Annotated in this window: 16 protein-coding genes and 1 tRNA gene; 12 read left to right on the top strand and 5 right to left on the bottom strand. The window is 59.5% G+C overall.

Annotation, left to right across the window (positions count from 1 at the left end):
- The first annotated feature begins 118 nt into the window (after positions 1–118).
- The 5 genes from cutA to MKS11_RS19495 all read left to right on the top strand — a co-directional run bounded on the left by cutA (position 119) and on the right by MKS11_RS19495 (position 5,171).
- Positions 119–442 carry a divalent cation tolerance protein CutA gene (gene cutA / locus MKS11_RS19515; RefSeq protein WP_004206404.1) on the top strand — a complete coding sequence of 108 codons (324 nt, stop codon included), beginning with the start codon at positions 119–121 and terminating at the stop codon, positions 440–442.
- The gene (locus MKS11_RS19510) at positions 418–2,214 is read left to right on the top strand and encodes a protein-disulfide reductase DsbD (RefSeq protein ID WP_004206403.1); all 1,797 of its coding nucleotides are present in this window, start codon (positions 418–420) and stop codon (positions 2,212–2,214) included. Before cutA ends, MKS11_RS19510 begins: the two co-directional genes overlap by 25 nt.
- Positions 2,215–2,249: 35 nt before the next feature.
- Positions 2,250–2,825 carry a transcriptional regulator gene (locus MKS11_RS19505; protein WP_032426201.1) on the top strand — a complete coding sequence of 192 codons (576 nt, stop codon included), beginning with the start codon at positions 2,250–2,252 and terminating at the stop codon, positions 2,823–2,825.
- Between the two features lie 67 nt (positions 2,826–2,892).
- On the top strand, positions 2,893–4,980 hold the full coding sequence (locus tag MKS11_RS19500) for a DUF1176 domain-containing protein (RefSeq protein ID WP_087771135.1): 2,088 nt from the start codon (positions 2,893–2,895) through the stop codon (positions 4,978–4,980).
- 115 nt (positions 4,981–5,095) lie between these two features.
- Positions 5,096–5,171, top strand: a tRNA-Phe gene (locus tag MKS11_RS19495).
- A 537-nt stretch (positions 5,172–5,708) separates the two neighbouring features.
- On the opposite strand, the gene MKS11_RS19490 is transcribed toward MKS11_RS19495, so the two are convergent.
- Complete coding sequence (locus MKS11_RS19490; RefSeq protein WP_004153693.1) at positions 5,709–5,999, bottom strand: PerC family transcriptional regulator; 291 nt, start codon at positions 5,997–5,999, stop codon at positions 5,709–5,711.
- Positions 6,000–6,310: 311 nt separating this feature from the next.
- The gene (locus tag MKS11_RS19485) at positions 6,311–6,877 is read right to left on the bottom strand and encodes a LuxR family transcriptional regulator (protein ID WP_004206400.1); all 567 of its coding nucleotides are present in this window, start codon (positions 6,875–6,877) and stop codon (positions 6,311–6,313) included.
- A gap of 632 nt (positions 6,878–7,509) precedes the next feature.
- On the opposite strand from MKS11_RS19485, the gene pgaA reads away from it, so the two are divergent.
- Genes pgaA through pgaD form a run of 4 tightly spaced genes read left to right on the top strand, consistent with a single transcriptional unit; the run spans position 7,510 to position 13,751 of the window.
- Positions 7,510–9,957, top strand: a complete 2,448-nt coding sequence (pgaA, locus tag MKS11_RS19480) for a poly-beta-1,6 N-acetyl-D-glucosamine export porin PgaA (protein WP_284109657.1) — start codon at positions 7,510–7,512, stop codon at positions 9,955–9,957.
- Between the two features lie 8 nt (positions 9,958–9,965).
- The gene (pgaB, locus tag MKS11_RS19475) at positions 9,966–11,981 is read left to right on the top strand and encodes a poly-beta-1,6-N-acetyl-D-glucosamine N-deacetylase PgaB (protein WP_087771158.1); all 2,016 of its coding nucleotides are present in this window, start codon (positions 9,966–9,968) and stop codon (positions 11,979–11,981) included.
- Complete coding sequence (gene pgaC, locus MKS11_RS19470) at positions 11,974–13,305, top strand: poly-beta-1,6-N-acetyl-D-glucosamine synthase (protein ID WP_284109656.1); 1,332 nt, start codon at positions 11,974–11,976, stop codon at positions 13,303–13,305. Before pgaB ends, pgaC begins: the two co-directional genes overlap by 8 nt.
- Positions 13,302–13,751 carry a poly-beta-1,6-N-acetyl-D-glucosamine biosynthesis protein PgaD gene (pgaD, locus tag MKS11_RS19465; protein WP_101865621.1) on the top strand — a complete coding sequence of 150 codons (450 nt, stop codon included), beginning with the start codon at positions 13,302–13,304 and terminating at the stop codon, positions 13,749–13,751. Before pgaC ends, pgaD begins: the two co-directional genes overlap by 4 nt.
- Before the next feature lie 47 nt (positions 13,752–13,798).
- On the opposite strand, the gene MKS11_RS19460 is transcribed toward pgaD, so the two are convergent.
- The gene (locus MKS11_RS19460; protein ID WP_004206394.1) at positions 13,799–14,584 is read right to left on the bottom strand and encodes a DsbA family protein; all 786 of its coding nucleotides are present in this window, start codon (positions 14,582–14,584) and stop codon (positions 13,799–13,801) included.
- A 225-nt stretch (positions 14,585–14,809) separates the two neighbouring features.
- Here MKS11_RS19460 and MKS11_RS19455 point away from each other — a divergent pair, with 225 nt between their 5' ends.
- The 3 genes from MKS11_RS19455 (at position 14,810) to cbpM (ending at position 16,861) form a co-directional block, all read left to right on the top strand.
- Positions 14,810–15,493 (top strand): TerC family protein, encoded by a 684-nt coding sequence (locus MKS11_RS19455; RefSeq protein ID WP_284109676.1) that lies wholly within the window; start codon positions 14,810–14,812, stop codon positions 15,491–15,493.
- 145 nt (positions 15,494–15,638) lie between these two features.
- Complete coding sequence (cbpA, locus tag MKS11_RS19450; protein WP_087771138.1) at positions 15,639–16,556, top strand: curved DNA-binding protein; 918 nt, start codon at positions 15,639–15,641, stop codon at positions 16,554–16,556.
- Positions 16,556–16,861 (top strand): chaperone modulator CbpM, encoded by a 306-nt coding sequence (gene cbpM, locus MKS11_RS19445; RefSeq protein ID WP_087771159.1) that lies wholly within the window; start codon positions 16,556–16,558, stop codon positions 16,859–16,861. The genes cbpA and cbpM overlap by 1 nt, the downstream gene beginning before the upstream one ends.
- Before the next feature lie 923 nt (positions 16,862–17,784).
- Here the strand turns inward: cbpM and MKS11_RS19440 are convergent.
- Together MKS11_RS19440 and parM are read right to left on the bottom strand one after the other, a co-directional pair.
- A complete protein-coding gene (locus MKS11_RS19440; protein ID WP_049117119.1) occupies positions 17,785–18,156 on the bottom strand; it encodes a plasmid partitioning/stability family protein in 372 nt (123 codons plus the stop codon).
- Positions 18,157–18,165: 9 nt separating this feature from the next.
- Positions 18,166–19,122: a plasmid segregation protein ParM domain-containing protein gene (gene parM, locus MKS11_RS19435; RefSeq protein WP_004146678.1), complete on the bottom strand. Its 957-nt coding sequence runs from the start codon at positions 19,120–19,122 to the stop codon at positions 18,166–18,168.
- Positions 19,123–19,306: the final 184 nt, after the last annotated feature.

Below are 19,306 nucleotides of genomic sequence, written 5' to 3'. Positions count from 1 at the left end.
TCGGCAGCGGGCCCCGCGCGGGCCCGCTGCCCGTTTCCCTCCCATTCCCCGCTCGTGACGCTAATATCCCCGCATCTTGCATGCTATAGTGCCTCTTTTCGCTGATACGAGGTTCATGATGACTACGCCTGATGCTGTTGTTGTGCTCTGTACCGCGCCGGATGAAGCAACCGCCCAGGATCTGGCGGCGAAAGCGCTGGCGGAAAAGCTGGCCGCCTGCGCCACGCTCCTGCCGGGGGCCACCTCGCTCTATTACTGGGAAGGGAAGCTGGAGCAGGAGTATGAAGTTCAGATGCTGCTCAAAACCGATCTTGCCCATCAGCAGGCGCTGCTGGACTGCCTGAAGTCTCACCACCCGTATCAAACCCCTGAACTGCTGGTTCTGCCCGTCACGTATGGAGACAACGATTACCTCTCATGGCTTACCGCATCATTACGCTGATCCTGCTGCTGTGCAGCGCGTCAGCCACCGCCGGGTTATTCGACGCACCGGGGCGCTCGAACTTCGTGCCTGCTGACCAGGCCTTCGCCTTTGACTTTCAGCAGCAACAGCATGACCTCAACCTGAGCTGGCAAATCAAGGATGGTTATTATCTTTATCGTCAACAGTTTACCTTCCGCGCCGCCGGGGCGACTCTCGACGAACCGGCACTGCCGGCGGGCGAGTGGCACGAGGATGAGTTTTACGGCAAAAGCGAGATCTTTCGCCAGCGCCTGACCGTTCCGGTCACGGTGAAGCAGGCGGACAAAGACGCCACTCTCACCGTCACCTGGCAGGGCTGCGCCGATGCCGGATTCTGTTATCCGCCGGAGACCAAAGTGATCCCGCTGAGCGCCGTGCTGGCGGCTTCGGCAGATGGCCAGGCGTCCACCATTGACCCTGCGCCGCCGACGAGCAGTCGTCCGGTGTTCAACCCGCCGCTGCCGGTTGAGCCGCGTCCGTCCCCGGAGATCGCCACTTCACCTGCGCCTGCCTCTGCGCCGCCAGCTGACGCCCCCGCCCGCCTGCCTTTCACCGCCCTGTGGGCGCTGCTGATAGGCATTGGTATCGCCTTCACCCCCTGCGTGCTGCCGATGTACCCGCTGATTTCCGGCATCGTGCTGGGCGGCAAACAGCGGCTTTCCACCGCGCGCGCCCTGCTGCTGGCCTTTATTTATGTCCAGGGGATGGCCTTAACCTACACCGCGCTGGGGCTGGTGGTGGCCGCCGCCGGGCTGCAGTTCCAGGCGGCCCTGCAGCACCCGTATGTGCTGGTGGGTCTGTCGGCGGTGTTTATACTGTTGGCCCTCTCCATGTTCGGCCTGTTTACGCTGCAGCTGCCCTCCTCGCTGCAGACGCGGCTGGCGCTGCTCAGCAATAAACGCCAGGGCGGATCGCCCGGCGGAGTCTTTGCGATGGGCGCTATTGCCGGGCTGATCTGCTCCCCCTGCACCACCGCGCCGCTGAGCGCCATCCTGTTATATATCGCCCAGAGCGGTAATCTGTGGCTGGGCGGCGGCACGTTGTACCTCTACGCGCTGGGCATGGGCCTGCCGTTGATCCTCGTCACCGTGTTTGGCAACCGTCTGCTGCCGAAGAGCGGGCCATGGATGGGCCATGTGAAGACCGCCTTCGGGTTCGTGATCCTGGCTCTGCCCGTTTTCCTGCTGGAGCGCATACTCGGCGACCAGTGGGGATTACGTCTGTGGTCAATGCTCGGTATCGCCTTCTTCAGCTGGGCGTTTATCACCTCGCTGGGCGCCACCCGGCCGTGGATGCGGCTGGTGCAAATCATTCTTCTTGCCGCCGCGCTGGTCAGCGCCCGTCCCCTGCAGGACTGGGCGTTTGGCGCCCCGGCGCTCGAGCAGCAGGCGCACCTGGCCTTCACCCGCGTCAGCTCGGTGGCCGAGCTTGACCGGGCGCTGGCGCAGGCAAAAGGTCAGCCGGTGATGCTCGATCTCTACGCCGACTGGTGCGTGGCCTGCAAAGAGTTTGAAAAATACACCTTTAGCTCACCTGACGTGCAGCAGGCGCTGAAAGGCGTCGTGTTATTACAGGTTGATGTGACGAAGAACAGTCCGCAAGACGCCGCGCTGCTGAAGCGCCTGCAGGTGCTCGGTCTGCCGACGATCCTGTTCTTCAACGCGCAGGGTCAGGAACAGCCCGACCGGCGAGTCACCGGCTTTATGGATGCTGCGGCATTCAGCGCCCATTTGCGCGATTGGCAAGCGTGAGCGACACTTTAGGAGGAAAGATGGAGGAGAACACCGTGCTGCGTGAAGACGTCCTGGCAGAAGCCATTAAAATTCTTGAAATTGAAGGTATCGCCAACACGTCGCTGGAGATGGTCGCTGAGCGCGTGTCCTGTCCGACGAGCGACCTGAAACGCTTCTGGCCCGATCGTGAAGCGCTGCTGTATGACGCGCTTCGCTATCTGAGCCAACAGGTGGATGCCTGGCGCCGTCAGCTGCTGCTGGACGACACCTTAAGCGCAGAGCAAAAGCTGCTAGCACGCTATAGCGCACTCACCACCTGCGTCAGCAATCAGCGTTACCCCGGCTGTTTGTTTATCGCCGCCTGCACCTTCTATCCGGATGCCCAACACCCGATTCACCAGCTGGCGGAACAGCAGAAGCAGGCTTCGCTGGCCTACACCCATGAGCTGCTGACCCAGCTGGAGGTGGATGATCCGGAAATGGTCGCCAAGCAGATGGAGCTGATTGTCGAGGGCTGTCTGAGCCGTCTGCTGATCAAACGTAGCCAGACGGATGTCGATACGGCGCGGCGGCTGGCAGAAGATATTCTGCGCTTCGCCCAGTGCCGTATGGGCGGGGCATTAACCTGATTCTGATATCCTAACCGCCATGTCGCGCCTATAATTTCCCCCTCACTGATTGCTGACAGGGATTGATATGCGCGCGTTCTTCTGGGCTGTCTGGCTGGGGCTGTGTTCTACGCCCCTGCTGGCGGCTCCCCTGCAAGGTTTTTCCTTTGCGCAAAAAGACTGGGAGCTCGCCTGCGATAACACCGGCACCTGCCGGGCGGCGGGTTACGGCGACCGCATGGGCGAGGTTAGCGTGCTGTTGACCCGCAACGCGGGCAGCGAACAGCATCCCACCGCCACGGTCACCTTCGCGCAGATCGAACACGATATCCCCGCCGACTCCACCGCCAGCCTGCTGATCGACGACCGGGACCTCGGCTCGCTGGATGCCGTGGATGACAGCCACTTCCGTCTGGACAGCGATCAGACATCCGCCGTGCTGCAGGCCCTGGCGAACCAGCGTAAAATCGAATTCGCCCTTAACGGCCAGCACATACTGCTTTCCAGCGCTGGCAGCCGCGAAGTGCTGCGTAAAATGGATGCGTTTCAGCGACGAACCGGCACCGCCGATGCGCTGCTGGATAAAGGCGATGCGGGCGACGACGCCATTTTGCCCACCGCCCCCGCCCCGGAAATCATCGCCGCGCCGGTGATCCACAACGCGCAGCCTGTACCGCTAAACATGCTCCAGCGCCAGAAGCTATTGCCCTCCCTGACGCCGCTGCTGAATCAGCGCTGTGAAGACTGGCAGAACCCGGCCATTCCGGCGGCAGAGCGCCAGATTACCCTTACCGCGCTGGATAAAACCCATTCGCTGGCGCAGGCGCTCTGCTGGCGAGCGCCCTATAACGACGGCTATGCCCTGTGGCTGGTCGATAACGCCCAGTTGAGCAAACCGCGGCTGCTCACTACCGAGGCCTCCAGCTACGCCAACGGCACGCTGGTCTTCCTGCATAAAGAGCGGGGCATGGCCGACTGCGTAACCGGCGAGACGCGGGTCTGGGAGGGTAAGACCTTCGTTCCCAGCCTGAAGTACAGCACCGGTATGTGCCGGGAAATCACCCCGGGCGGTACCTGGATGCTGCCGACCTTTGTCAGCCAGGTGATCCCGAAGCAGCAGAAAGAGGCGGATAACCTGGCCCTGCGAACGCTGTATAACGCGGTGCTGAAGGCGCAAAAAAGCGATCCCGAACTGGCGCTGAACCGGGTCGCCGAGCAGTTTCCGTTAACCGGCCATATTACCGACTTCACCCTCACTTACGCCGATGACAGCCTGGTGACGACCAGCAAACCGTCCCCGGATATCAGCGATGACGAGTGGCAGGCGTTTCTGCGCTCCGCAATTAGCGCAGATTCAGAAAACGGCAAAGTCAGCTTTACGCTTATCGACCTCGACGGCGACGGCAAACGCGATCTGATCATCGACAGCTACGTGGGCGGCACCGGGCTCTTCAGCTACACCGGGGTGCTCCGGCGCGGCGAGGATGATTTTGCCGCCGTCAACGATAGCGACAGTGATAACGGCGATGATTTCGATGCCGGGGTGCCCGGCGCCCTCTTTTCGATCAATGGCCGCGGAGCTAACCAATGGAACCACTGGGTCAAAATCAACGGCCAGGTGTATGCCCTGTGGTACAACGGCCAGTTTGGCGAAGATAATCTCTACCTGCTGCGCCCGTTCAGCACCGCCAGCCAGACGCCCGCGGTGACGGTTCGCTATCGCTATACGCTGAACAGCATCCGCTCCCCGGAGAAAGACCAACCGCTGACCCCCAGACTGAGCGACGGCGATAAAGCGGATCTGCTGCGCTCGCTGGAGGTTATGCAGGGCAACCTGCTGAAAGATAAGCCCGCCAGCGACAACGATGCACCGATCTGCCCCATTCCGCCCGGCACCTCCGCCGACGAGGCGGACAACTACTACAGCGGCGTTGCCGTCAACTATATCTATGAGACGGTGGCCTATATTCCGGTGTGGCTGAACGGAAAATGTTATATCGGCACCATTTTCAGCCATCATGGCGCCTATCGTCACGGCGTGGATGCGGAAATCACGCTGAGCTCGCCGCGGGAAGATGAAGAGGTGATTGGTGATTACCTGATTTCCGGGTTGCGTCACGTTATCTCCGTCACCAGCGGCTGGAAAAGCCGTCAAGGCGATAACGGCATGCAGTGATATTGAGTCAAAATGCGCCTTTGAGCGCGGAATTGCCGCAAAGATAAGCAATCGACAAGTAATTTAAGAAATTTGGTTGACGGGGTGGGCGGATTACGGTTTAATGCGCCCCGTTGCCCGGATAGCTCAGTCGGTAGAGCAGGGGATTGAAAATCCCCGTGTCCTTGGTTCGATTCCGAGTCCGGGCACCACTTATTCAGAGAACCCAGCCTATGGCTGGGTTTTTGCTTTTCTGCAGCCGGACTCTCCATCGAACTCCACTCTATGATCCCTGCCAAGCGGCGCTGCGCTTGCGCGGGCCTACGCTGTTTGAGCCTGCGGGAGGACCCGTAGGCCGGATAAGGCATTTATGCCGCCATCCGGCATAACCGCGGGTACGGAGTCTGATGCATATCGCCCGGCGGCGCTGCGCTTGCGCGGGCCTACGCTGTTTGAGCCTGCGGGAGGATCCGTAGGCCGGATAAGGCATTTATGCCGCCATCCGGCACAACCGCGGGTAAGGCGTCTGATGCATATCGCCAGGCGGCGCTGCGCTTGCGTGGGCCTACGCTGTTTGAGCCTGCGGGAGGACCCGTAGGCCGGATAATGCATTTATGCCGCCATCCGGCACAACCGCGGGTACGGCGTCTGATGCATATCGCCAGGCGGCGCTGCGCTTGCGTGGGCCTACGGACAATGAAACGCCTGCGCAAACGCAGGCCGTCAGGCAAACGCAATAAAGAAAGGTATTATTCGGCGGCGGTTTTCCCTTTGCCGGGTAGTCTGAACGCTTCGCCATAAGGCTTAGCAATGCCCATGCGATATTGCGTCTCTTTAGCCGCCTGGTGGAGATCGGCAAACTCCTCTTTCGGCGCCGGCGGACGTTGCGCCTTTTTCAGACACTGATTGCGATGGTGACGGATCCACTCTCGGTCCTCATCGTCCAGACAACGCTGCATCACCTCAATCCATCTGGATGCCGCCCGACGGTAGAGCCCGCAGGCTTCTAACCGCTCCGCAATACTGTCCCTTATTCTCATCCACCTCGCTCCTCTGATGCTTTCACGATATCTCATGGTATTCCGACACGTGAGCCGGAATACCATGGTAAAGTTAATTTATGACAAAACTATTCCTCTGCGGCGCAAGGAATATATTCATTATAATAATCGCTGTGCATAGCAAACCGCCATGGCGGTAATTACTTCCAAAGAGCTCCGGAATTATATGCCGGGCGCCACCCTGGATACCGACCGGTATCGACGGTTGTACCTATCAATATCTATTTAATTTATTACATTTCCATCATTACATACCTTGCGATATCACCCATTTCCTGTACAACCAGCCCTCATGGCGATCGACCGGACTGGTCCAGCAGTTTATTTTTGAAGATAAATAAGCAGGCTTCATTAAAATTATCTAACCCCAGTCGTTCATAAAGTGCGGTCCGCTTGCGGTAAAGGCTTTTTAGCGAAGTATTAAGATTCAACGCCACCTCCTCCATTGTCATCCCCGCCCCAAGAAAACGCAGCATCAGCTGCTCTGTCATACTTAAGCGCAGATTGTCGAACCACTCTTTGGTCAGCCGATTACTCTTCATCTCCAGGAAAAGCCCAAATAAGGTCGCCATATCGGCGGGTGATAATGACATGTTTAAAAACGATTTCAGGCTGAGTAAATGCTCTTCCCGATGGCGCATATCGAGGACAATACAGCATATTCGCTTTCTGGATTGTGCCGCCTCCATCACCAGATAATCGTAATGACAAAGCGGCGAACGGCTATCAACCAGCAGAGAGAGTTCATCAACCTCATTATCTAAAATCGCTTTTCCGCTAGAATCTAACTGAATGATATCAGGGAAGAAATTCTTAACACCTTGAAAAAGATAGTGATCCTGGGTAACTAATATCATTGAATTTGCCACAAGTCGTCCCTTTAACATTTAATCAACAAATTCTCGTCAACCAGACATTATCCTTGCCCCTGTGGATCGCTCCGCATGGCGGTAAAAATAACGAGATCTGTGATTTATCATTAGCGCGGCATCTGAATCTGGCTGTGAAAAACCTCCCAGGGTTCGGACAGAAAATAAACGGATTAATTATAAATAAAAAAATCCCACAGAAAAGATGCTTTTTTTGCTATTAAGAATTTTTGTCAGAAATCATCTTAAATATCTATATAAAATCTTTCCCCTCACAGCAATATAAGCCACCAGGAAAATTTGAAACAAAATTCCAGCCAGCTCATTTTTTATTTATTTCAGTAAGTTAAAGACATTGACTTCAACATGGCGATTCGAATTAAACCATTTTTACAGATTTATCTTAAAACTCAGCTCGTCATTTAACCATATTTATCCGCCGCGGTATCGGGTATAAATTATCCATTCAATTATCCACAGGAGATAGGTTTATTAGTTTGCAATAAGTCATTCACCCGCAGTGCCAGTCAGCTAAATGGGACCATCCTCATCCTTTCACTCACCGTCAAAGGACGGTCGTGTTGTGCAATGGATTCTTGATGAACATATGGCAAATAGAAATGGAAAGATCACCTTATTCAAATACGTTATTGTTTAATCGCAACACGAAACTCTCGCTATCAATCGGCGTGCTTTTGCTCTTCCCGACGCTGGTTCAGGGAGCGGACTCGCTCTATGACCAGCAGATCCTGCAAGCGCGTCAGGGCCAGTACGCCCCCTTTCTCTCATATCTTCAGCAGTACCAGCTACGGCATGCGTTAACCCCTTCTCAGGTAGCCGACTGGCTGCAGGTAGCCCTCTGGGCCGGCCAGGACGATGAGGTCGTGAAAATCTGGCGACGCTATCAGGTCTATATGCCGCTTCCCGCACGGGGCACCGCCGCCGCCGCGCAGGCTTTGCGCAACCAGAAACAGTGGCAAGCCTCGCTCCTCCTCTGGCAGCAGGCTCTCAGCCAGTCCCCTGACAGTGACGACTATCGTATCGGCTATATCAAGACGCTGGCCGATGCCCGCAAGGACGGCGAGGCGCTCAGCGAAGCGCGTCGCCTGGTGGCGGAGCAGGCGAGCGTGGCTCACCTGCAGACCCTCTCTTATGTCTACCTGCGGCTTGGCAAAAGCTGGGACCAGCTGCTGGTGGACACGCAGATCCTCGATCGCGAACCGCAGAACAAAGCCGCGCTGGCCAGCCTGATGGCGACCCTGACCCGCAACCGGATCGACTCACCCGCCTTCGGCCTCGCGAATAGCGTCGAACTGACGCCCGCGGAAAAGCGCAACCTGCAGCTGAACGCCGCCGCCGAGCTGGTGCGCCTTGCCGATACGCCTTCCCGTGAAGAAAATGCGCGTTACGCGCTGGCCCGCACGGCACTGGCGCAATACGACGCGATGATCGCCGCCTGGCGTCCCGATCCGCAGGCCGCCCCGGACATCACCCGGGCGCGCATTGACCGTCTGGGCGCGCTGTACGCCAACGCAGACTACGCGCAGATCATCCGCGAATACCAAAGCCTGCTCGCGCAGCAGCAGGTGGTTCCCGACTGGGCCATCGGCTGGGTCATCTCCTCTTATATCGCCCTTAAGCAGATTGAGCCTGCGTTGACGCTCATTCATCAGTATCCCTCGTGGTTGACGAGCCAACAGAATGAAGAACATGAGCTTTTCTACGCCCTGCTGGACACAGGTCAGTATCCGGCAGCGCAACGGTATGTCGCCCGCCTCACCCGGAATGCGCCCTACATCCGTCATCTCTACGGCTCGCCGACGCCCCAGCCGAACGACGACTGGCTCACCGCGCAGACGCTTAACGTGCACTATCTTTCCGCCACCAACGCCCTGCCGCAGGCCGAAGCCCGCATGCAGCGCCTGGCGGCGACGGCCCCCGGCAACCAGGGGCTGCAGATCGACTATGCCGCCGTGCTGCAGGACAGAGGGCTGCCGCGGGCTGCCGAACGCCAGTTGAAAGCGGCGGAAGCCCTGGAGCCCGCCAGCCTGCAGCTGGAGCGCCAGCAGGCCTGGGTCGCTCTCGATCTGCAGGAGTGGCGGCAGATGGATCTGCTGACCGACGACGTTATCGCCCGCTCGCCACGGGATCTAAATACCCAACGCCTGGCCAAAGCCCGCGAAATCCATCATTTCTCCGAGCTGCGCCTGAGCGTCGGCAAAGGGCTGCATTCCGACAACCCGGTGAGCGGTACCCACGACCTCAGTTTTGAGACGGCGATCTACAGCCCGCCGATAGCCGACAGCTGGCGGTTGTTTGGCGGCCACCGCTTTGCCAAAGGCAATTTTGAAGAGGGGAAAGGCAGCCGTCGCCAGCTGTTCGCCGGTATTGAATGGCGCCCGCGCGACGCCTGGGGAGAACTTGAACTCTCCAGCGTCAATTTTCACGGCGAGAATAAGCCCGGCGTCCGCCTTTCCGCCGCGCACGACGTCAACGATCGCTGGCAGCTGGGCGGCGAACTGGAGCGGATTTCGCAGCAGACGCCGCTGCGCGCGTTACGCAACGGCGTCAGCGCCAACCGCGGCGAAGGCTGGCTGCGATGGTATCAAAACGAGCGCCGGGGGTACCGCGTCAGCGTGGCCGCCAGCCGCTTTACCGACCACAACCGTCGTCAGGAGTACACCCTCTCTGGTAAAGAGCGCCTCTGGCAGACGCCGTGGTTAACGCTGGATCTGCAGCCCGGTCTGGCGGCCAGCGCCAATAGCCGCACTGACACCGCGTATTACAGTCCGGCCCGCGACCTCGCGGCCACCGCAGCGCTGACCGTCGATCACACGCTTTACCAGCGGTATGACACCGTCTGGAGTCAGCAGCTGCTCGCCGGCGGCGGCAGCTACTGGCAAAAAAATCACGCCGCCGGCGCGATAACGACGCTGGGCTACGGCCAGCGTCTGCGCTGGAACAACCTCGTCGATGCCGGGGTGATGCTGAACTGGGACAAACGCCCCTACGACGGTAAACGTGAAAACAACCTCGCCATCACTGTTGATGCAAACATACGGTTTTAAGGATGACCATGCTGAACACGACCCTGCGCAACGGCCTGATGCTTCTCGGCTGGCTGTGCCTTATCTTCAGCGTGCGTGCTGAGGAGGTCCCCTTCCTCGCCCCGCAGCAACGACCCCAGCTGGAGGCCAATAAACCCTGGCCGGCGGATCGCTTTCTGGTGCTGGCCTATCATGACGTCGAAGACGACGCCGCCGACCAGCGTTATCTTTCGGTGCGGACCAGCGCGCTTAATGAGCAGATCGCCTGGCTGCTGCATCATGGCTACCATGCCGTGAGCGTTCAGGACATTCTGGACGCGCATCATGGCCTTAAGTCGCTTCCGCCTAAGGCTTTTCTTCTCAGCTTCGACGATGGCTATAGCAGTTTTTATACCCGCGTCTGGCCGCTGCTTAAAGCCTGGAACGTTCCGGCGCTGTGGGCGCCGGTGGGCAGCTGGGTGGACACCCCCGCCAACCAGCCCGTTAATTTTGGCGGCCTGATGACGCCGCGCGATCGCTTCGCCACCTGGGAGATGGTGCGCGAGCTCAGCCGCTCGCCGCTGGTGGAGATCGGCGCGCACACCTGGGCCTCGCATTACGGCCTGCCGGCCAATCCGCAAGGCAGCCGCGAGCCCGCCGCCGCCAACCGAGGCTGGGATAAAACCACCGGCCGCTATGAAAGCGACGCGCAGTTTACCCGGCGAATGACCGATGACGTGCAGAAAGTAACGGCGAAAATCCACGACGTCGCCGGGAAAGCGCCGCGCGCCTGGGTGTGGCCCTACGGCGCCGCCAGCGGCAGCACTCTGGCCATCGCCAAACAGCAGGGGTATCAGCTGGCGTTTACGCTGAACGACGGCCTGGGCAACGTGAAGGATCTGGACAATATTCCGCGCATGCTGATCGCCGGTAACCCGTCGATCAAGGCCTTTGCCAACGCAGTGACGCAGATTCAGGAAGCCGATCCTGTTCGGGTGATGCATGTCGATCTGGACTATGTCTATGACCCCAATCCCGTCCAGCAGGCAAAGAATATCGATAAGCTGATACAGCGCGTCTATGACATGAAAATCAGCCACGTCTTTCTGCAGGCCTTCTCCGACCCGCAGGGCGACGGCACGGTCAAGTCGCTCTATTTCCCCAACCGCTGGCTGCCGATGCGCGCCGACCTGTTTAACTTCGTCTCCTGGCAGCTGCAGACCCGCGGCGGGGTGAAGGTTTATGCCTGGATGCCGGTGCTGGCCTTCGATCTCTCGTCCGATCTGCCGCGCGTTCAGCGCTGGGATCCGCAAACCGGGAAGGCGTTGCTTGCCCGTCAGCCCTATGTTCGCCTGTCGCCCTGGGATCCGCGGGTTCGCCAGCAGATCACCGACATCTATGAGGATCTGGCCCGACACGCCAGCTTCAGCGGGATTCTGTTCCACGACGACGCCGTGCTGACCGATTTTGAAGACGTGAGCCCGGAGGCGGTCGCCGCCTGGCGGCAGAGTGGCCTGGCGCACGATGCCGGCCCGGTGCCCCATCGTCCGCAGGAGCGTGAAGCATGGATGCGTTTCAAAAGCCAAACCCTGACCCGCTTCACTCTGCAGCTGCGCCAGGCGGTGCAGGCCATCCGCGGCCCGCAGGTAAAAACGGCGCGTAATCTCTTCGCCCTGCCGATCCTGGAGCCGCAGAGCGAAGCCTGGTTTGCGCAAAATCTGGATGACTTCCTTGCCGCCTATGACTGGACGGTGCCCATGGCGATGCCGCTGATGGAGTCCGTGCCGATCGACGCCAGCCAGGCCTGGCTGACGCGGCTGGTGCAGACCGTCGCCCGCCACCCGGGCGCGCTGAAGAAAACCATCTTTGAGCTACAGGCCAGAGACTGGAGCCGACGCCAGCACAACGCCATTCCTGACCAACAGCTGGCGGACTGGATGCGTTTGCTGCGGCTAAACGGCGTCAAAAACTACGGCTACTACCCAGACGATTTCATTAACAATCAGCCTGATATCTCCCGTATCAGACCGCAATTCTCTTCCTGGTGGTACCCTGACCATGACTGATCGCATTATCGCATTGTGCATTTTATGCCTCGTATTCGGGCTACCGTTAGGCGTCGCAGCGGTATTTACCGGCGAGCTTATCCTCGACTTTGTCTTTTTCTGGCCGCTGTTTATGTCGGTGCTATGGATCACCGGGGGTCTGTACTTCTGGTTTCAGCTGGAGCGCCACTGGCCGTGGGGCGAGGATACCCCGCCGCCGACGCTGCCGGGCAATCCGCTGATCTCGATACTGATCCCCTGCTTTAACGAGGAGAAAAACGCCCGGGAGACCATCAGCGCAGCGCTGGCCCAGCGTTACGCCAATCTCGAAGTGATCGCGATTAACGACGGCTCTTCCGACAACACTGCCCAGGTGCTGCAGCAGCTGGCGCAGGAGGAGCCGAGGCTGCGGGTGATACACCTGGCCGCCAATCAGGGAAAAGCGGTGGCGCTCAAAGCGGGCGCCGCCGCCGCCCGCGGCGATTTGCTGGTCTGCATCAATGGCGACGCCCTGCTGGACCGGGATACCGCGGCCTGGCTGGTCGCCCCGCTGATCCACTACCCGCACGTCGGGGCGGTCACCGGCAACCCGCGGATCCGCACCCGATCCACGCTGATCGGCCGCATTCAGGTCGGGGAGTTCTCGTCAATCATTGGGCTTATCAAGCGGACGCAGCGGATCTATGGCCGGGTCTTTACCGTCTCTGGCGTGATCGCCGCCTTCCGGCGCCAGGCGCTGGCGGACGTCGGCTACTGGAGCCCGGATATGATCACTGAAGATATTGATATCAGCTGGAAGCTTCAGCTCCGCCACTGGGACATCTTTTTCGAGCCGCGGGCGCTGTGCTGGATCCTGATGCCAGAGACCCTCAAAGGGTTATGGAAGCAGCGTCTGCGCTGGGCCCAGGGCGGGGCCGAAGTCTTTCTGGTCAACCTGCGCCGTCTGTTTCACTGGCAGCATCATCGGATGTGGCCGCTGTTTCTGGAGTATGCCTGCTCCACGCTGTGGGCCTTTGCCTACGCGGTCACCATCCTGCTGTTTATCCTCAGCCGCCTGATGCCATTGCCGGACAACCTGACCGTGCACAGTCTGTTTCCGCCTGAGTTCACCGGCATGCTGCTCGGCCTGATGTGCCTGCTGCAGTTCGTCGCCAGCCTGTATATCGAACGGCGCTATGAGAAAAAGGTGGCCAAATCCCTGTTCTGGGTGATCTGGTTCCCGATGGTTTACTGGATGATCGGCCTGCTGACCACGCTGGTCGCTTTTCCGAAAGTCATGTTGAAACGTCAACGTTCCCGCGCGCGCTGGGTGAGCCCGGACCGGGGAAAAGGAAGCCTGCGATGAATGAAAACACGCTCATCTTAACCGAACACCGCGTGCTGCCCCGGCTGGTGGACGCCGGTTTAACGCTGCTGGCCTGGCTCGGTTTTCTGTTCTTTCTTTACGCCAATTTGCTGATGCAGTTCATCGCGCCGCCCTCCCCGCGCTGGTCGTCGCTGATGGACTCCCTGAATACGGCGCTGGTGTATTTATTGCTTGCCGCGCTGAACGGCTGGCTGTTGATCCTCTGGTATCACTATAACCGACGCCGCGCCCACACCCGGCGTCACACCGCGGTGCTTACCCTGCGGGATGAGGAGCTGGCCAGCAGCTTTAACGTCGCCCCGCAGATCATCTTCGAGATGAGTCGCTATAATTTGCTGACCGTTTACCACGATCACATTGGCCAGATTATTGATTTAAAAAGCCACGCGCTGCCGCCGCCGAACGAGGAAAGGGATCAGGAATGATAGCAGAGCCGCCCTCGGCGGCCCTGACCGGGTAACGACGCCGCCGATCAGCCGCCGGCTTTTTTAATCGCGGCTTCGAGCGAGGCTTTATCCGCCAGTCCCGGGAAGACGGTGATGCTGGCTTCCGTGGCGCCGGTGGTCGGCATCACGATCACGCCCGGCGTGCCGCTAAGACCAATCTCCTGCGCCAGGTCGTTAATGCTCTGCAGTACCGGTTCGACGTCGCTGGCCTTCTTCGCATCAAAGCCGGCTTTCTTCGCCTGCTGCTGGATATCCGCCGTCGTCAGCTTGCCTTCGTTATGTCCGGTGGCGTAGATCCCGTTATGGTAGGTCAGATAGGCATCCGCCCCTTTCTGCTGATAGATCTGCAGGCCGGTTTTCGCTGCTTCCAGCGAGCTTTCCCAGCGCCCGCCGAAGATAGGCCACTCTTTAAAAGCGAAGCGGGTCTGCGGATGCGCTTTAATCACCTGCTCCATCACCGGCGCCAGCCGGCTGCAGTAGACGCACTGGTAGTCAAAGAACTCAATCACCGTGACTTTGCCGTTGGCCGGGCCGTAAGTCGGGGTATTTTTATCCTGGGTCAGCAAGGCGGCATTCTTCAGCACCGCCTGGGTGGCCGCGCTGGCCTGTTGCTCAGCCTGAATTTGCTGCAGTTTCTGGCTTGCCTGCAGGAGAACTTCCGGGTGGGCGACCAGGTAATCGGCGGCGATTTTGCCGATTTGCGCCTCCTGTTCCGGGGTGAAGGTCGCCGGCGCGTCAGCGGCAGAGGCCATCGCCGGCAGTAAAACAGCGCTCAGCAGGGCGACAGAGAGGTATTTCTTGTGGCCAGACATAGTGGGGATCCTTGCGATAAGTGAACGGCAGGTGTGTCTGTATGACAAAATATCACCCTTTTTCGCCGAAGCCTTGCCCGACGGCGCGTTGATTCGTAACTTTATTTTTCAGGCTCAGGTTCCACGCGCGTCGGCGCGGGCCGGCGCCAGCGGTCAACGCTCACCGGGCGGAGTCCCCTGCGCAGCGGCTTTTCGTGGTATTTATTTCAGGTGGTTTCTCTCAATATCTATGCGTTTCTTCAACAATGGGACATGGCGGTGATTATGCTGCAGATTGTCGCCATCGACTTACTGCTGGGCGGCGATAACGCCGTGGTGATCGCCATAGCCTGTCGCAAACTGCCGCCGCAAAAACGCACCAAAGCGATCGTCATCGGCACCGTAGGCGCTATCCTGGCGCGCATCCTGCTGCTGGCGATCGCCCTGTATCTCCTGTCGCTGCCGTGGCTGAAAATAGTCGGCGCGCTGCTCCTGATGTGGATTGGCATCAGGCTGGTCAGTGATGAGGAGGACGAGAGCGAGGTTGCCAGCTCAGGCAGCCTGTGGCGCACCGCAGTCACCATCACCGTCGCCGATGTGATCATGTCGCTGGATAACGTGCTGGCGGTGGCTGCCGCAGGCAAAGGACACATTGCGCTGGTCGCCCTCGGCGTGGCGATCAGCATCCCGGTTATCGTCGCCGGCAGCAAACTGGTGCTGGCCCTGCTCATCCGCTTTCCCGCGGTGGTGCTGCTGGGCGGGATGCTCATCGGCTGGATTGCCGGCTCAATGCTGGTCAGCGACCCTACCCTCCGCCAGCTGTTTCCCACTGCCGGCGAGGGCATGGCGCGCCTGGCCGGCGCCATCGGCGCGCTGTTGGTGCTGTTCGCAGGCTGGCGCCGTCGTCAGCGGCCGCAGGCGAAAGACTAGCCTTGCCCAAGACGCCGTTGATCCCGACGGCGTCAAGTTTCCGCCACTTTTCTTCCCCTTCAGGGCGCATTTGCCCTACGCTTTATACAGACGCCTGATCCAGGGAATATGTAACCACCGCACTGAGCATAGATGAGATAACAGCATGGAATTGAAGGATTATTATGCCATTCTCGGGGTGCAACCAACCGACGATCTGAAAACCATCAAGACCGCCTACCGCCGCCTGGCGCGCAAGTACCACCCCGACGTCAGTAAAGAAAACGATGCCGAAGCCAAATTTAAGGATCTCGCCGAAGCCTGGGAAGTCCTGAAAGATGAGCAACGGCGCGCGGAATACGATCAGCTCTGGCAGCATCGCAACGATCCCGGGTTCGGTCGCCAGCAGCAGACCCACGAGCAGAGCTACAGCCAGCAGGATTTCGACGACATCTTCTCCTCCATGTTTGGCCAGCAGGCGCATCAGCGTCGCCGTCAGCACGCGTCGCGCGGCCACGACCTGGAGATCGAGGTCGCGGTGTTCCTTGAAGAGACGCTGGCTGAGCAGACCCGCACCATCAGCTATAACCTGCCGGTGTATAACGTGTTCGGCATGATCGAAAGCGAAACGCCGAAGACGCTAAATGTGAAGATCCCCGCCGGGGTAGTCGATGGTCAGCGTATCCGCCTGAAAGGCCAGGGGACGCCGGGCGAAAACGGCGGCCCGAACGGCGATCTGTGGCTGGTGATCCACATCGCCCCGCACCCGCTGTTCGACATCGTGGGACATAACCTGGAGATCGTCCTGCCGCTGGCGCCGTGGGAGGCCGCGCTGGGCGCCAAAGTCACGGTGCCCACCCTGAAAGAGAGCATTCTGCTGACGGTGCCGCCGGGTAGCCAGGCAGGGCAGCGCCTGCGCATCAAGGGCAAAGGGCTGGTGAGCAAAACCCACACCGGCGATTTGTTCGCCGTTATTAAAATTGTGATGCCACCAAAACCAGATGAAAAAGCGCGTGAGATCTGGCAACAGCTGGCGACCGCCGAAGCCAGCTTCGATCCGCGTAAGACATGGGGGAAAGCCTGATGGCTACAGTAACAGTGACGTTTACCATTACCGAATTGTGCCTGCGTACCGGGGTGTCGGAAGAGGAGCTGACGGAGATTGTCGGCTTAGGCATGATTGAACCGCACCAGCCGCAGGCGGACGCCTGGCTGTTCGACGACAGCGCGGTGACGATTGTCCATCGCGCGGTGCGCCTGCGTAACGAGCTGGAGCTGGACTGGCCGGGGATTGCGGTGGCGCTGACGCTGCTGGATGAGAACGCGCGGCTGACCCGCGAAAATCGCCTGCTGCAGCAGCGCCTGGCCCGCTTTTTAACCCACAGCTAAGCGGAATTTCCCGGGTCGCGGCGTTCCGCCTTACCCGGGCTACCTATGGCACTGGGCCACCCATTGCACTGGATTTGTAGGCCCGCGCAAGCGCAGCGCCGCCGGGCATGGCCACAGGCAGGGAACCGTCTTCGTGCCGGGTGGCGGCTACGCCTGACCCGGCCTACAAATGACATCGGGCCCACCCTTTGCACTGGATTTGTAGGCCCGCGCAAGCGCAGCGCCGCCGGGCATGGTCACAGGCAGGGAACCGTCTTCGTGCCGGGTGGCGGCTACGCCTTACCCGCCCTACAAATGACATCGGGCCCACCCATTGCACTGGATCTGTAGGCCCGCGCAAGCGCAGCGCCGCCGGGCATGGCCACAGGCAGGGAACCGTCTTCGCGCCGGGTGGCGGCTACGCCTTACCCGGCCTACAAATGACATCGGGCCCACCCATTGCACTGGATCTGTAGGCCCGCGCAAGCGCAGCGCCGCCGGGCATCGTCACCGAGATGGCACCGTCTTCGTGCCGGGTGGCGGCTACGCCTTACCCGGCCTACAAATGACATCGGGCCCACCCATTGCACTGGATTTGTAGGCCCGCGCAAGCGCAGCGCCGCCGGGCATGGTCACAGGCAGGGAACCGTCTTCGCGCCGGGTGGCGGCTACGCCTTATCCGGCCTACAAACTAAGCACAGCGCAAACCGGGGAATTTCCCGGGTCGCGGCGTTCCGCCTTACCCGGGCTACCGGACTGGGCCCACCATTGCACTGGATTTGTAGGCCCGCGCAAGCGCAGCGCCGCCGGGCATGGTCACCGAGATGGCACCGTCTTCGCGCCGGGTGGCGGCTACGCCTGACCCGGCCTACAAATGACATCGGGCCCACCCTTTGCACTGGATTTGTAGGCCCGCGCAAGCGCAGCGCCGCCGCGAATAGCGCTTAGTCCGGCAGCGAACCGGCGAGGTTGCGCGCCGAAACGCTCTCGCTGACCGGCGCGGGCGGCTCCGGCGCCTTAGCCGGGGCGGCCGCTGGCGCGGCTGTCGGGGCGGAAGAGGCCGGCTGGATCTCAAGGAACGAGGCCAGCATCTTGCGCAGCGTTTCCGGTTTCGTGTCTTCCGCCAGCAGCGCCGCCAGCATCGACGGCAAGCGGCTATCGACTTCCCCTAACGCCAGCCCCGCCAGCAGCGCCGTGCGCGACATATCGCCACGGTCGCCGCGGTGGTGGGCCTCAATTTTTGCGTCCGCGAAGCGCTCGCTGGCGCTGATATCCGGGCGCAGGTAAATCAGCACTTTTCTGCGATCCAGAGTCATAGACGCTCCTTAGCCAATAATTTTCAGACCACGCACCAGGGCGAACTGCGGCTCTTCAGCCACCACGAAACGGTCCTCACGCAGGCCCATACGTTCACGAATGGCATCGGCCACCAGCGGCGCGCCGCCGCCAATCACGATGGCATGCGAGTAGCCTTTAAAGCTATCGATAGCCGTCAGGACGCGGGTGGTCAGACGTTCGATGCTGTTATTGATCACCTTCTTCACCTCAGAAACCGCATCCGGATCGTTAATGTTATCGGTCAGATACTCTTCGTCGTGGCGATTGATAATGATCTGGTCGACGTTATAGCTTGAGGTATCGGTGTTAGCCCGCGCCAGCGCCAGCTTAACGGCGTCGGTCACCAGCGATACGCCCAGCTTCGGATCGCCGTAAATGCGCGAAACCGAGGTCATCTGCCCGGCTACCATCGAGATATCGAGCGTGGTGCCGCCGAGGTCGATAATCAACACCGAATGGGAGGGCTTGAGTTCATCACACAGGCTAATGCCCGCTGGAATCGATTCCGGGCGCACGGTGACTTTGGTGATGTTGAAGACCACGCCTTTATTCAGCTTAACGTCGCGCAGCAAGCTCTTTTTCTTGCGCTCAATGTTGTCGAGGCGATATTGCGCATCCTCGTCATAAAATTCAGTCAGCGGCAGCGTCACGACGATTTCGACGTCCTGCGGCTCAAGACCGCTGGTCAGCAGCGCGTGATGGACAGCGATGGAGTTCAACGGGCTGTACTGCCAGTCAATATTATTGGTCGGGAGCGCATCGGGGGTGATCAGGTCGAATGAGTACTTTTCATCATCCACGGTGTAGTTAAAAGGCTTCCCGGAACCGAAGGTGGCAGACCAGCCGCGTTTAAAACTGTTGGGGCTGATATGGGTGAAAGTTTCGCCATCTTGCTCCCACAGCATTTTGATATTGGTTGAACCATCATCGATAAAAATGCGCATCGCATTGCTCCATCACTGAGACAAATAAGAGAAAAATGTAACACCCAACAAGCGTAGCAAGAGTTAAAAAGCAGCGCAAGAGCACGAAAAAGAGACAATTCTGAGTTTTATTTGAGAACAAATGGAGCCAATAGCAACTCCGTGCGCATAAAAAGAGACCATTTTGAGATAAATTAGAGAAATA

The sequence above is a fragment of the Klebsiella sp. K5-45 genome, assembly GCF_030128605.1.
Lineage (GTDB): Bacteria > Pseudomonadota > Gammaproteobacteria > Enterobacterales > Enterobacteriaceae > Klebsiella > Klebsiella quasipneumoniae.
This window is presented reverse-complemented; position numbering and strand designations above follow the sequence as displayed.